Source organism: Pseudomonadota bacterium, assembly GCA_018817425.1.
Classification (GTDB): domain Bacteria; phylum Desulfobacterota; class Desulfobacteria; order Desulfobacterales; family RPRI01; genus RPRI01.
This window is the reverse complement of sequence record JAHITX010000123.1, coordinates 123,094-138,212: the sequence shown is the minus strand read 5'-3', so window position 1 is coordinate 138,212 and position 15,119 is coordinate 123,094. Positions and strand designations below refer to the sequence as shown.

Below are 15,119 nucleotides of genomic sequence, written 5' to 3'. Positions count from 1 at the left end.
GGAACCGGGGCCGGCAACGATGTGGTCGAGATCGCGGCGAGTGACGGGATTTTGCTGATATCCGGTGATGCTGGAGAGGATTCCCTTATCCTGCGGGGTAATATTGGGACCGTTAGCCTTGATGGCGGCAGTGATGATGATATGATCCGGATCGGCAGTCTGGCTGGCGACCTGAACGGAGTGAGCGGTGCGGTAAGTGTAAACGGTGGTTTGGGAACTGATACCCTCTCCTTTGATGATAGTGGCGACACCACCGATAACACCGGGACACTGAGCTCCAGTAATCTAAGCGGCCTTGGCCTGGGTGCAGGGGTTGACTACGTCGGCACTGAAGTTGTCGAACTTGCTTTGGGCAGCGGTTCCGATACCTTGACGGTATCAAGCAGCATCGGTGGTGCGACGAGCATTACCGGCAGCGCTGGCAACGATGCGGTGGAAATCCTTGACAGTGCCGGGACTCTGGAAGTGACTGGTGACAGTGGTCAGGATACCTTCACCCTGCGTGGCAACAGCGGAACCGTGGTGCTCTCTGGCGGAGCTGCTGATGATACATTCCTGATTGGTGACACTGACTCGGTAGTTAATGGTGTTGCCGGCCAGGTCAGTGTGGTCGGCGGGGACGGCCAGGATTTCATGCAGGTAGATGACAGCGGTGATACTCTGGACAACAGTGGTAGTATGAGCGACAGCAACATCAGTGGCCTCGGACTTGGGGTTGAGATCATTTACAGTGAGCTCGAAGCCGTGGACCTTCTCCTTGGTAGCGGCAGCGATCAGCTCATTGTCGAGAGCACCATCGCAGGGTCGACTCAGGTTTTTGGTGGGGCTGGCGCTGATGACATCGAGGTTCAGGATGGTGACGGAACCCTGCTGGTCACAGGCGATGCCGGTCAGGACAGTCTGACCCTGTGGGGTAATAGCGGCGCAGTTACCCTGGCGGGTGGCGATGATGATGATACTGTCAGGGCTGGCAGCCCTGTTAATGGCTTGAACGATGTGGCCGGTCCGGTGACGGTAAGCGGTGAGGCAGGATCAGACATTCTGTTTATAGATGACCTTGCTGACAATACGGACAACACCGGGACTTTCACCGACAACCAGATCACCGGCTTCGGTCTGGGTGTCGGGATAAGCTATGATACCTTTGAAAAGATCGATGTCGGCCTCGGTAGCGGGAACGATATCTTTAATGCCCAGAGCACATTAGCTGGCACGAACAACCGGATTTCTGGCAGAGGTGGTAACGACACCTTCAACGTGTCCTCCGATGCCCCAATCAACGAGGGTAATCTTGACGGCATCCGCGGCGACTTGCTGCTTAATGGAGGATCTGGTAGTAATACCCTCAACATCAGTGATCGGGGTAACAGTACTGGTCGTACTGGTGTTGTTATCGATGAGTCTGGCATTTACGGTCTTGGCGATGCTGGTGGAACCGGGAATGTCACCTTCACGACCAGTGACAGTTTTGGTGGTGGTCTTAATTTCCTGTTCGGTAGCGGCAATGATGAAGTCTCCGTAGTTGGCGCCATGCCGGTAGCGGCTACTACCCTGCGTATGGGTGAAGGGGCTGACCATGTTGTGATTCGTGATGAAAGTCCGGTGGCCGACGGTCTGCTGGTGGTCTTTGGCGAAGGTGGGACCGATACCCTCGATGCCTCAGCCTGGAATGCTGACTTGATCCTTGTTGGCGATGACGGGGCGATAGAATATAGCGGGGATCAGAGGCCCGGAAGCATTGTTTTCATTAAGTCCACAGCAACGACAACCGGGGATCGGGATATTCTATCGGGCGGTTCCGGCAACGATATTCTCATCGGTGGTGCCGGTGGGGACATGTTGGAAGGAAAATCCGGTAACGACATCCTGATCGGCGATGGCGGCAGGGTAAGCTGGAATGGTCAACGGTGCATCATCGAAAGCATCAATCCGTTCACTGGCGGTAGCGATTTTATGGACGGCGGTGCTGGGAATGACATAATGATCGGCGGTTATGGCAATGACAACTTCACCGGCAGTTTCAACGAAGACATCATGGTAGGAGAATATGCCTATATCACCATGACGGGCGGTTTGGTTGATATGATTGCCAGCAATCATTTTGGTAACGATGTTATGGCAAACGCCTTGGGGAATCTTTACAAGGCTCATGAGAAAATTATGGATACACCAGGACAAGCAGACATAGACGCCCTGTTGGAGTCTATGTCCACCCAGCCACCTCCCGGAAGGGACAAGATTTCCATGAATCGTGAAATGCTGTTTGCAGAGATTTTAAAACCCCAGAGGTCAAAACCCGTAGCACATCATTATAGCGATAGCGATGCCCACACAGCGGAAGATGTTCCGATGGAGAAAGTCATGCCCATTACCGGCGAGACCGAAGACAGGGCTGCACAGTTAATTTCTCTGTATGAGCAGGGTGGCCAGGAAAGTCAGGGTGAGGAAAATGCCGATGTCCGTTCGGAAAGGGAACTTGATCAGGTTGATGATTCCGAAGAATCGTCTCCCGGTATGGACAGGCTGGCGGCAGTTATGGCAGGGCTCGCAGGATGGGGGGTTGGTCCGGGTGATTATAAGAAGACCCAGGGTAGAACTCTTCTCGATCGTGGTGGCTTTGCGAAATTAAAAGATGACGAAAGGAAAAGGCACTTTTTTAAGTGGAACGATGGAAAATTTCTATCCCGGGTTGGGGCAGGAAAAACATTTCCGGAGCCCCCCAGACATGAAGGGATAGATGCCCGCTAATTTAATGAAGAATAAGTGTTGAAGGGTTCTGTAAGCCTAGAAACGGAAGGCTTGACAAGTGGTAACAAATAAATTAGTAGGAGTGGTGGCAAAAAAACTGGTATAAACAGGAGCCATTTTCAAAACGTTTCAGTTTGGTCAAGCTCAAGGCGGGAGAAAATTTCAACCACAGGAATACATTGAGTATTTCGAGGATTGAAATTTGAGCCCAACGCAGAGATCGGCCAAAATGGGGCGTTTTGAAACTGGCTCACAGGTAAAGAAACCGCAGGACTTCAGGCGGGATATACTATGCGAAAGAAAATACGAGGAGAAATACCAATGACCGACAAAGAAAAAATTAACACCCAGCAGCAGGACAACGGGGTCAAGATCAACTGGGATGCCGCCCAGATGAAGACATCGTATGCCAATGTTTGCAACGTATCGAGTACCCGCGAGGAAGTTACGCTGCTTTTCGGTACCAACCAGACCTGGCAAACGGGACAGAAGGAGTTGACCATCAATCTGACGGAGCGGATCATCCTCAATGCCTATGCCGCAAAAAGGCTTTCGCTCTTATTGAGCAACATCGTCAAGGAATATGAAAGCCGGTTTGGAGAGTTGAACCTTGACCTTAAATAGAAAAAAAGGCGACAGGTGGGGTTGAACGCTTGAAGCCGATATTGATGACTAAGGGATTGATTCCATGAACCTCTCCGGCGGAACTGAAAACCCTGGTGTCAATGATGCCTTGTCTAACAGAACCGGGTTGTGGTTCTGCCTGGAAACCCCCTGCAGTGCAGGGGAATATTTCAACAGTTGGCTTGCCCTTCAATCTTCGATGATTTCCAAGTGTATCCGGAGCATTCTCATTATAGGACTCCCGGATGCCGCATCTTTTTCCCCCGTGGCCAAATGGCCTGAAGGGGAAACCGATGCGGAACGATTGGCGGAGATATCCGATCAGGTTCTTGCACAGCGTTGCGGTCTCCTTACGGAGCTTTCTCCTCCGGAGTATCATGGCTCGCCGGAGCGGGTAACAGATGCCGGACATTATTATAGCGCCGCTTATCCGGTTCTGATCGACGATAAGCTTTGTGGCGCTGTTGCCGTTGAGGTCGCCGCCGATGGGGAAGAGGAACTGAAAAAAGTTATGGAACAGCTCCAGTGGGGCGTCTCCTCCCTGGAATTGTTTTTTCGCCGTCAACAGATTCGGGATGAAGAAGTTGTCCATGCCCGCCTGAAGTCCGCCGTTAATCTCCTGGCGGGTGTTCTGGCCGAGGAGAGTTATGGTGAAGCGTCTATGGCTTTTGTCACAGGCGTCGCCACACAGTTTAAGTGTGACCGGGTCAGCCTGGGATTTTTGAAGCGCAGCAAGATTTCCATTCAGGCCATTTCCCATAGTGCCAATTTCGACAAGCGCATGAAGTTCAATCGCGCTGTCTCCATGGCCATGGAAGAAGCCATTCTCCAGGCCCGGGAGATCATCTATCCGGTTTCTCCGGATGAGGAAATGCTCATCGTCCGCAATCACGAGGAAATTGCTCATCAGTATGGCACGGAATCAATATTGACGATACCTCTTTTTGGGGCTGAGAAATATTATGGAGCCTTGACCCTGGAACGAGGGACGGAAACCCCATTCAGTGCAGGAGATGTAGACGTCTGCCGCAGTATTTTCGCCCTCGTCGCCCCGGCTTTGAACGGCAAGCGGATCCAGAACCGCCCTATGGCTTACCACTTCTGGCATTCTCTCCGGACGCAGACTAAGAAACTCCTTGGACCGGAGTATATCGGCAGAAAACTTATGGTTCTTCTCATATTGGGACTCGTGATTTATTTCAGCTTAGCTACAGGCGATTACCGGGTGACAGCTAATGCAACTCTTGAAGGGGCGGTACGCCGGACTATTGCAGCGCCTTACCGGGGCTATATCAAGGAAGCATTCGCCAGGGCCGGTGATACGGTGCCGGAAGGGAAAGTTATCTGCACTCTCGATGAACGGGATCTGCTTCTGGAGAAGTCCAGCCTTCAGGGTCAGCAGAATCAGCTGCTGAAACAGCAACAGGAGGCCATGGCTCTCCGTGATAGGGCGAAGCTGAATGTAATAGGCGCCCAGCTGGATCAGGTGATTGCCCAGATTGATCTGACGGGAAACAGGCTGGCACGGAGCAATATCCGGGCGCCGTTTGGCGGGATTCTATTGAGCGGCGATCTGAGTCAGAAGCTCGGTTCCGCCGTCGAACAGGGAGAGCCCCTGTTCGAAATTGCGCCCCTGAAAGATTATCGTCTGATCCTGCAGGTGGATGAAAGATACATTGCCGATGTAACGGTTGGACAGAATGGAAAACTGGTTCTTCCGTCGCTTCAGGGCAACTTTGCTTTTACCGTTGAGAAAATAACACCGATCACAATCGCCATGGAGGGGAAGAACTGCTTTCGTGTCGAGGCCATGCTGGATCAAACATCGAAGAAATTACGGCCCGGGATGGAAGGCGTGGGGAAAATTTATGTAGACAAACGGAAGCTGATCTCCATCTGGACGCGAAACCTCCGTGATTGGCTCCGACTCTGGGTGTGGACCTGGTGGCTATAAAAAATTCACATAGCGCTAAAACGCTGTTTAGCCAATCCTGGTACCGTGTCTCCGACCTGTTGCCCCGTCTGCGCAGTCACGCCCGATTTCATCGACATTCATACCGTGACCGTGACTGGTATATCCTGCAGGATCATTCAAAGGGCCAGTTTCACCGCTTTTCTCCCGAAGCGTACCTGGTTATCGGCCTCATGGACGGCAAGCACACTCTCAATGACATCTGGAAAACGGCCTGTGAACGCTTAGATGATGACATGCCGACCCAGGACGAGGTCATCGACCTCTTAGCCTATCTCCATCAGGCGGATATCATGCAGTCGGATATTCCACCTGATTTTAAAGTTCTTCACCAGCGGGGCCGGAAGGAGAAGATGGGCCGGTGGATGGCCATGCTCAGATCGCCGGTGGCCATGAACTTTGCGTTGCTTGATCCCGATTCGTTTCTGGAGAAAACACTTTTCCTCGTCCGGCCGTTTTTCAGCCGGGCCGGGCTTATCCTCTGGATCGTCATCGTTTCCTTCGCCCTGGCCCAGGTCGGAATTCACTGGCGGGAACTTACTTCCAATGTTACGGATCGCGTGTTGAGCCTCCAGAATATTTTTGCTCTAGGTCTTATTTATCCGGTCACCCGGATCTTTCATGAATTCGGTCATGCTTACGCCGTCAAACGATGGGGGGGAGAGGTTCACGAAATGGGGATTATGCTCATAGCCTTCATGCCCATACCCTATATGGATGCTTCTTCATCTTCCGCTTTCTACCACAAGGGCCAACGCATTATGGTGAGTGCCGCCGGAATCATGGTCGATTTGCTGCTGGCGGCCTGTGGGGTGATTGTGTGGATCAACGCTGAGCCGGGAATGGCGCGCGTGATAGCCTATAACGTCATTCTTATCGGCGGCGTCTCGGCACTGCTCTTAAACGGCAACCCTCTCCTGCGTTTTGATGCATATTATATCCTTGCCGATTTTCTGGAGATTCCCAATCTGGCCGATCGCGGGAACAAGTATATCGGCTACCTGCTGCAAAGATATCTTTTCGGTATCAGGGATGCCAAATCACCTGCCCAGGCTACCGGCGAAGAGTTCTGGTTTTCACTGTATGCCTTTGCCGCGTTTTGTTACCGGATACTGATCAGCATTTCGATCATTTTTTTTATTGCCGGCCGCTTCTTTTTCCTTGGGATTATCCTTGCCATCTGGACGTCGGCGGCGATTCTTCTTTTTCCTCTGGTAAGGTTAGGACGCCATATCCATCAGAACATGCACCGCTCTTTACCCCGGATCTTCCTTGTTGCCGGTGTGTTCGCCGGCCTTCTGGCAGGGGTACTTTTTCTGGTGCCGTTTCCATCCTTTACCGTCGCGGAGGGGGTGGTCTGGGCACCCGAAGAGGCGCGGATATTCGCCGGAACGGATGGTTTCGTGGTGAAGTTCCTGGCTTTACCCGGTTCCCGTGTGTTAAAAGGAGACCCGCTTTATTACTGTGAAGCCCCCGAGCTCCGGGCGGAACTTGAGGTCCTTAAAGCCGGGTTAAGGGAACTTGAGGCTCGCTATCGCCTGAGTTTTGTGACCAATATCACGGAAGCGCAGGTGCTTCGGGAAAGAATGGTAAGCGCCCGGGCTAAACTTGCCCGTGCCGAGGAACGATTCGGTGAGATGGTCGTTCGCAGTCCAGCGAGTGGCGTCCTGTTGATGCCGAAGGCCGATGACCTGCCGGGAAGCTTCGTGCGCAAAGGGATTCCCATGGGGTATGTTGTAGATTTTTCAAGAACTGTTGTTCGGGTTGTAGTCAATCAGGCGGATGTCGATCACATCCGTTACCGGACCCTCAAAGTGGAAGGTCGTCTCGCTTCATCCGTTGATACGGTTTATCCTGCCCGCATCGAACGTGAGGTCCCGGGAGCATCCAAGGAACTTCCCAGCTTGTCCCTCAGCCTTGCAGGCGGGGGAGGCGTCATCCTGGACCCGAATGAAACCGAAAAGCCTCAGTCCTTTGAGAATCTCTTTTATTTTGATATTACCCTCGAAAAGGCAAAAGCCAGGGGAATCGGGGAAAGGGTTTACATTCGCTTTGTGCATAATCCCGAGCCCATAGCGTTTCGCCTGCATCGGAGCATCCGTCGTTTACTTCTCAAAAAGTTTGGCGTATGATCCCTTTCATGAAATCAGGCCAGAGGTATCATCCCCCTGCTACCCGCAGTGATCGCCCTGAAAAAAAAGAACACCGCCACAATGTGGTGGAAAAAGCCGTTCTGTCCCTGACCGGGGGATTCGTAAGGTATGCGCGGATGCGCATGATCCGGCCCATACGTATCGTTCCTCTCGTGAAGGCTTTTGAACCTGTAATGGGTACGTTAAATGACCACGAACTCAAGGCCGAGGCGCGGCAGGTGGGACTGAAAATTCGACAACAGGGTTTCCGTGACGATCTGGTGGCGCATTCCTTTGCCCTGATCCGGGAAGTGGCCTGGCGTACACTGGGACTTCGCCATTTCGACACCCAACTCATGGGGGGTTGGGTGCTGTTGCAGGGCATGATTGCGGAAATGGAAACGGGGGAAGGAAAGACCCTTACCGCGACACTTGCCGCTGGCTCGGCTGCGCTTGCGGGTATCCCCGTTCATGTGATCTGTGTGAACGACTACCTGACGGCTCGGGATGCCGAGTGGATGGGGCCGGTTTACCGGGCTCTCGGACTGAAGGTGGGCTGCGTTACCCATGAAGTGCCCCATGAAAGCAGGCAGGCTGCCTATCAGTGTGACGTTGTTTACTGTAATAACAAGGAAATTACCTTCGATTATCTCCGTGATAAGCTTGTTCTGGGTGAACTTACCCACCCCATCCGGTTGCAGGCGGAACACCTGTACTCCAACATGATGCGGGAAGAGAAGCTCCTTCTTCGCGGTCTTCATTTCGCGATTGCCGATGAGGCAGACAGTCTGCTGATCGATGAATCGCGAACCCCGCTCATTATTTCCGGAGCCGCCGGCGGAAGCGAGGAGGAAGCCTTTATGAGAGAGGCATTGTCTGTTGCTGATGATCTTCAGGAAGGGGAAGACTATCTTGTCAATCGCAATGAGAGTATGGTCGATCTCACCGACCGGGGTGTGGCGCTCATAAAGAAATTGACGATATCCCGGGGATCACTCTGGCGGGGGACCATCCGGAGAAACGATATCGTGCGCAACGCCCTTTCGGCGCGTCATCTGTTTCATCGCGATATCCATTACCTTGTTTGCGAAGGCAAGGTGCAGATTGTCGATGAGTACACAGGTCGTCTAATGCCTGATCGTTCCTGGGAAAAAGGCATTCACCAGCTAATCGAGATCAAGGAGGGCTGTGAAGTGACCCAGCATAGGGAGTCGCTGGCCCGAATTACTTATCAGCGATTCTTCAGACGATACCGGCACCTGTGCGGAATGACCGGAACCGCCTGGGAGGTCAGAGGTGAGCTCGGGAAGGTTTACGGCCTGACCGTGGCGAGAATACCTACGAATAGACCTCTGATCCGGGTGCGCCATCCCGACAGGATAATGCCCTCTCTTGAGGCTAAATATCAGGCTGTTCGGGAGCGGGTCAGACAATTGCATCAATCAGGACACCCCGTGCTGGTCGGCACCCGTTCCGTTTCCGTCTCGGAAGAGATCAGCTGTCTGTTCGACGAGGACGGTCTTGGACATCAGGTGTTGAATGCGAAAAACGATCAGGATGAGGCCGGGATCATTGCCCGTGCCGGGGAATACGGAAACATCACCATCGCGACCAACATGGCCGGTCGGGGGACGGATATAAAACTCGGGCCGGATGTTGCGAAACGGGGGGGGCTTCATGTGATCCTGACGGAACGTCATGATTCGGGACGAATCGATCGCCAACTCATTGGACGCTGTGCCCGTCAAGGTGATCCGGGTAGTCATGAAGCCTTTTTTTCCTTGGAAGATCCAATTCTTGGAGAAAAGCGTGGCAGAGTCTTGATTTGGATCATCCGAAAAACCCTTTCCCCCGGTACTTATATCTGGACGCTTGCCGTAAAAATGACTATATTGCTTGCACAGAAAAGAATGGAGCAAGTACATGCCCGTATGAGACAGGAACTGTTGAAAATGGACGAGAAGGTAGGAACGACGCTTTCGTTTTCGGGAACTCGGGAATAGGAAAGAAATCGTGAGAGGTAATCAATGAAAATATCACGTATTATCGGAGGGATGTTGCTGGCCTGCTTAGCTTTCGCCATAGTTGCAGGAGAGGCTCTTGGAGAAGATCTTGAGGGGATGATTGACCCTTATGAGATCGTGAATGTCAGCAGCCAGGTTCCTGGAATCTTGGTGATGGTTGCCGAACGCGGAGATATTGTCAAAAAAGGGCAGGTTGTGGCACAGTTGAGAGCCGGAGTTGAAAATGCGAATGTCAATCTGGCGCGGGTACAGGTGGAATTCAGCAAGCGCAAGCTGGAGAGGAACAGAGAAATGTTCCTCAAAAAACACATTTCGGAGAATGAGAAGGATGAATTTGAGACGGAAATCGCCAAGGGGGAAGCCCTGCTTCAGGATGCTGTTGAGAAGCTGGAAATGCGCACGATACGAAGTACGATAGATGGCGTGGTAATGAAAAGGGAATTGTCGGTGGGAGAATATGTTGGTGAAATGCCGATCCTTGTCATTGCGCAGATCCATCCCCTTAATGTTGAAGTGGTTGTTCCCGTGCGACAGCTTGGCTCTGTGCGTCAGGGCATGTCTGCAGAGGTCAGAGCAGAATCTCCTGTCGGCGGTGTCTATGTGGGTAAGGTTGTGATTGTGGATAAAGTGGTTGATGCGGCCAGCGGTACTTTCGGCGTCCGGGTCGAGCTTCCCAATCCATCATTGAACTTGCCCGCCGGCCTAAGGTGCCGGGTGCGGTTTTTAAAGAAATAAATCCGTACAGAAATATCAAATGGACATGTCCTGAGGGAGGAGAAGGTCCGGGTTGCACTATGGTATAATTACAATTTGCCTCTTCTGAGCATAGATATGAGAAGCCAGAAACCCATAACGGCAGCGGTAATGAATCCGATTATTCCCAAAAGGGATACACCGTAGTAAAGCGGAGGGATCGAAGAAGAAAGAATAAGTGCTGATCCGATAATAAGAGCCGCAATAATTATAGCAAAAGATATTCTGTTGCTGATCCTGTTATGGGTTGAAAGCATAGGCTTTAAACCTTCGTGTTCAAACTTTACTACAAGCTTTTGGCTCTTCAAAAGCTTTGTGATTTCAAGCAAATCTTTTGGAAATTGACGTATAAATTCAACCGACTCAGAGGCAATATCAATTGCCTCTGAGGTCATTTTCTTTGGCGAAAACATTTTTAAGCGGCTTCGTTTTACAAATGGAGCAACATGTTCTATCATATCAAAGTCCGGATTCAGAGAAACTCCTATACTTTCAATTGTGCTTAAGGCTTTCATCATAAGAAAGATATTAGGTAAAATCCTTAGTCTGTGTCTGGAAATCGCTTCAAGAAGACTTTGTAAAAGCTTTCCGATTTTAATGTCTTTTAAAGGTTTATAAAGATGCTCTCCCATGAACTCCGATACATCTCTTTCAAGAGTGCGTAAGTCAGGCTGATAATCCCATGCCGTTATTTTCAGCATAAGTCTGGTTGCCTTAGCTTCGTTACGGCTAACAACGCTTTCTACAAGCTCGATAAAATTCTGCCTTGTTTTAGTGTCAACAAAACCGGTCATTCCAAAATCAATAAGACATATTACATTATCGGGAAGAACAAAGATATTTCCGGGGTGAGGGTCGGCATGAAAAAAGCCATGATCAAAAATCTGTTGCAGATAAATATCAGCTCCCCTTTCAGTAATTGCTTTTTTATCCAGGCCTGCTTCCTCAATCTTTTTTATATCGGATATTTTTATTCCATCAATATACTCCATCGTTAAAATTCGCGATGTTGTATAGTCACGAAAAACTTGCGGAATATAAAGAGACGGATCATCCATAAACTGATACGAAATACGATCCATATTTGAAGCTTCAATGGTGTAATCGAGTTCTTTTTCAATCGTCCGGCTAAACTCTTCCGCAATTTTAACTGGGCGGTGAAATGACATTTCTTCCAGATAGCGCTCCAAAAGCATTGAAAGATGAAGCATTATCTCAAGATCGATTTCTATTATTTTTTTTATGCCCGGCCGTTGAATTTTTATGGCAACATCTTCACCATTTTTAAGCCTTGCTTTATGAACTTGCCCTATCGATGCTGAGGCTATCGGTTTTTCATTTATAAACTCAAAAATATCTTCTGCCGAAACTCCCAGCTCTGATTCCAAAATTTTTTTTGCATCGATGAAAGGAAAAGCGGGAACTTCATCCTGGAGCTTTGAAAGTTCATGTACAAGATCCGGATGGATAAGGTCAGCGCGGGTGGAAAGGATTTGTCCTAACTTGATATAAGTCGGGCCAAGCTCTTCAAAAGCTAATCTGATTCTTTCATATTTTGGGAGTTTTTCTTCTTTTTTACCTTTTTTCCCAGGTATAAATTTAAGGCCGAATTTCAGATACCTTTTTATCCTAAGGACTTCTATAACATCGTCGAATCCATATTTGAAAAGGACAGAAAGAATCTGGCGATAGCGACCAATATGACGATATGTACGCCCGATTGTGCTTATTTGTCTGATGCTTAGCATCGTATTTTATTAACTGCCTGTTTATTTGATAATTTTCTTAAGTTCATTTATTTCATTCTTTAAAGACTCTATATCACTGACGGTAGCTATATTTTCTTTCTTTAAAGCTTCTTTAACCATATCTTCGACTTTTGTTTCCATCTTATCCTGGACTTCGGTATATCTCTTGCGAATATCACTTACAAATTTTTTTCCTTCCTGTTCAGACATTTTGCTTTTTATAGCAATCTCATTTGCCTTACTTTCAACTTCATCCCATGTTTTTAAGGCAAACCCAATTCCGGTAAGCATTGTTTTTTTAACCAGATTAAACATAAAATTGTCTCCTTATTTAAAAAGATTTGCTTGATATGGTACTATGCTTAAGACTGAAATTATTGTATCTCACAATTCCCGTTTCATATCATCATGTGGTTATAATCCATAACGATTGCTGCACTTTAGCATAAGAATATTACCTTTGCAAGGAGTTTCAGCTATTTGAAGTGTATTATTAATCTTAAATAATTGTGACTTATTACCAAGTTATTAAAAGTTGCTTGACTGTTTGTTTTATCTATCCTACTTATTGAATTTAACGGAAAAATATAATAACAGGTTTTTAAAATTTAAATTAATTGATAAGGAAATGCTGATACATGTCTTTTTCTATAGCACTTGCCGGAAAGGGTGGAACTGGTAAAACAACAATAAGCGGATTGATAGTAAAATATTTAACAGCAAAAGGTAAAACGCCTATTCTTGCTGTTGATGCTGACTCCAATGCAAATTTGAACGAAGTTCTTGGTCTTGATGTAGTAGATACTCTTGGTAATGCCAGAGAAGAAATGAAGAAAGGAGTAGTTCCTGGCGGTATGACAAAGGATGTGTTTATGTCGATGAAACTGGAGCAGGCTGTTGTCGAAGCATCAGGATATGATCTTGTTGTTATGGGCCAGCCCGAAGGCTCCGGTTGTTACTGTGCCGCCAACACTCTTTTAACAGGTTTTTTAGAACGGCTCATTGATAATTATCCATATATTATTATAGATAACGAGGCCGGTATGGAACATATCAGCCGGCTTACGACAAAAAATGTTGATATTCTTCTGATAGTTTCAGATACTTCAAGGCGTGGCCTCCAAGCTGGGCTACGGATTGGCGAACTTGCAAAAAAACTTAACATTGGTGTAGGCCAAAGTTATATGATAATAAATCGCTGTAAAGAAGAACCTTCTGATGATATATTGAATATGATTAAAGAGACCGGAATAAAGTTTGCCGGAACAATACCGGATGATAAAACCCTTTATGAATTCGATTTAAACGGTCGACCGACAATAGATATGCCCTTAGATAACAATATGGTTAAGGCGGCTTTTGAAATATTTGACAGAATAATAAAGTAATTATGGGTTTATAGATAGAGCCAGTGTAACCAATTTATATGACAGCAGAAAATCCTTATAAACAACTTTATATCTATTCTATTGAAGGGCGTGTTAAACCCGATTTTAAATTATTTGGTTCCGACTTTATAGGTAATTGGGAGGAGGATAATTTTTCATTTCTTTTCTTTAAAAGCTCATCTTATGGAAATATTGAAATGCTTTTAGACGCCCAGCCCAATCTGATATTAATTGATAAATATGAAATGACATATGATGAATGGCAGGGTAAAACATCTTTTCCTCTTAATATAGGCCGATTCAACATAACTTCTCCCTGGGCTACAAATAGTAATACAGAAAATAAAATTAATATTATGATAGATCCTGGAGTGGTTTTTGGCTCAGGAACTCATCCGACAACTCATGACTGTATCGAAGCGCTTGAGGTAGCTTTTGCAAAAGAACAAATTGACACTGTACTTGATCTGGGAACCGGAACAGGATTGCTGTCAATTATTGCAGCATGCCTTGGGGGTAACAAGGTAATAGCTGTTGATATCAATTATCTCTCTGCCGGCACAGCAAGAAAAAATATCGTAATGAATGGTTTGGAAGATAGAATAATTTCACTACAGGGTTTAGCCCAGGATTTTATAGAATTACCTTCTGACCTTCTTATTGCAAATATTCATTATGATATTATGGAGCAACTTGTTAAAGCAGACGGATTTTTCCATAAAAAATTTTTCATTTTATCAGGACTACTTAAAAACGAAGCGGATAAAATAGAGTTTTACTTATCAAAACTTCCTGTTAAAATAATAAACAGATGGGAACATGCCGGTATCTGGAGCACTTTTTTAGGAAAATCATTGTAATGAAACTTCTTTTAAAGGGAAGGTTGAGATATGCGTATTAAATGCTGGGGGTCAAGAGGTTCGATACCTGTCTCCGGTAAAGAATATCTGATTTATGGCGGAGATACTACGTGTGTAGAAATATGTACTAAGAGTAATGATATTATTATAATTGATGCAGGTACAGGCATTAGGCGGCTCGGCAATCATCTTATAGAAAATAACCTGTATAAATATAATTTTATATTTACTCACGCACACTGGGATCACCTTATGGGTTTTCCTTTCTTTAAGCCTCTTTATTCAAAGCGGGCTGAATTTTATATGCATAGATGTCCGTTTCACAGCAAATTTGTTGAAACAATACTTTCAAAAGTAATGGCGCCGCCGAATTTCCCTGTAAAATATTCGGATTTAAAAGCAAAAATTGCATATATTGATGCATGTCCTACAGAGTTTGAGATAGGCTCGGTCAAGATAATTCCTATTCCATTAAGCCATCCTAACAATGGAAGTGGATATAAGTTCATAGAAGATGATAAAACTTTTGTTTTTTTAACTGATAATGAACTTGGTTTTGTTCATAATGGTGGGCTTCCGATGAAATCATATATCGAATTTTCAAAGTATGCTGATCTTCTTATTCATGACGCAGAATATAAGCCGGAAGAATATGACCGAAGAATAGAATGGGGACACTCTGTATATACAGATGTCCTTTCTATGTCTTTTGAGGCAGGAGTTAAGAAACTTGGCCTTTTTCATCTGAATCAGGAAAGAACTGATGTGGAAATGAATAAAATTGTTAAAATATGCAATCAAACCGCTGCCGGAAAAGGCTATGATACAGAATGTTTAGGCGTAACATGTGATACTGCTTTTATTCTATAA

General features: G+C 47.1%; 11 protein-coding genes. 9 read left to right on the top strand and 2 right to left on the bottom strand.

Annotation, left to right across the window (positions count from 1 at the left end; all coding sequences use genetic code 11):
• Positions 1-1,557 precede the first annotated feature (1,557 nt).
• The 6 genes from KKC46_20790 to KKC46_20765 all read left to right on the top strand — a co-directional run bounded on the left by KKC46_20790 (position 1,558) and on the right by KKC46_20765 (position 10,235).
• Entirely contained in the window at positions 1,558-2,748 is a 1,191-nt protein-coding gene (locus KKC46_20790; protein ID MBU1056238.1) for a hypothetical protein, read from the top strand.
• 321 nt (positions 2,749-3,069) lie between these two features.
• Entirely contained in the window at positions 3,070-3,372 is a 303-nt protein-coding gene (locus KKC46_20785) for a DUF3467 domain-containing protein (protein ID MBU1056237.1), read from the top strand.
• A 64-nt stretch (positions 3,373-3,436) separates the two neighbouring features.
• Complete coding sequence (locus tag KKC46_20780; protein ID MBU1056236.1) at positions 3,437-5,326, top strand: HlyD family efflux transporter periplasmic adaptor subunit; 1,890 nt, start codon at positions 3,437-3,439, stop codon at positions 5,324-5,326.
• Positions 5,323-7,476 carry a peptidase M50 gene (locus KKC46_20775; protein MBU1056235.1) on the top strand — a complete coding sequence of 718 codons (2,154 nt, stop codon included), beginning with the start codon at positions 5,323-5,325 and terminating at the stop codon, positions 7,474-7,476. The genes KKC46_20780 and KKC46_20775 overlap by 4 nt, the downstream gene beginning before the upstream one ends.
• Before the next feature lie 8 nt (positions 7,477-7,484).
• Complete coding sequence (locus KKC46_20770; GenBank protein MBU1056234.1) at positions 7,485-9,479, top strand: preprotein translocase subunit SecA; 1,995 nt, start codon at positions 7,485-7,487, stop codon at positions 9,477-9,479.
• Positions 9,480-9,503: 24 nt separating this feature from the next.
• Positions 9,504-10,235 (top strand): efflux RND transporter periplasmic adaptor subunit, encoded by a 732-nt coding sequence (locus KKC46_20765; GenBank protein MBU1056233.1) that lies wholly within the window; start codon positions 9,504-9,506, stop codon positions 10,233-10,235.
• A 68-nt stretch (positions 10,236-10,303) separates the two neighbouring features.
• On the opposite strand, the gene KKC46_20760 is transcribed toward KKC46_20765, so the two are convergent.
• The gene (locus tag KKC46_20760) at positions 10,304-12,001 is read right to left on the bottom strand and encodes an AarF/ABC1/UbiB kinase family protein (GenBank protein MBU1056232.1); all 1,698 of its coding nucleotides are present in this window, start codon (positions 11,999-12,001) and stop codon (positions 10,304-10,306) included.
• A 21-nt stretch (positions 12,002-12,022) separates the two neighbouring features.
• Positions 12,023-12,316, bottom strand: coding sequence for a phasin family protein (locus tag KKC46_20755; protein ID MBU1056231.1), 294 nt, complete (start codon positions 12,314-12,316; stop codon positions 12,023-12,025).
• 323 nt (positions 12,317-12,639) lie between these two features.
• Between KKC46_20755 and KKC46_20750 the strand changes: the two genes are divergently transcribed.
• From KKC46_20750 to KKC46_20740, 3 genes are read left to right on the top strand one after another with little or no spacing between them, the layout of a single operon-like run.
• A complete protein-coding gene (locus KKC46_20750) occupies positions 12,640-13,389 on the top strand; it encodes an AAA family ATPase (GenBank protein ID MBU1056230.1) in 750 nt (249 codons plus the stop codon).
• A 38-nt stretch (positions 13,390-13,427) separates the two neighbouring features.
• Positions 13,428-14,249: a 50S ribosomal protein L11 methyltransferase gene (locus KKC46_20745; protein MBU1056229.1), complete on the top strand. Its 822-nt coding sequence runs from the start codon at positions 13,428-13,430 to the stop codon at positions 14,247-14,249.
• A gap of 30 nt (positions 14,250-14,279) precedes the next feature.
• Complete coding sequence (locus KKC46_20740) at positions 14,280-15,119, top strand: MBL fold metallo-hydrolase (GenBank protein MBU1056228.1); 840 nt, start codon at positions 14,280-14,282, stop codon at positions 15,117-15,119.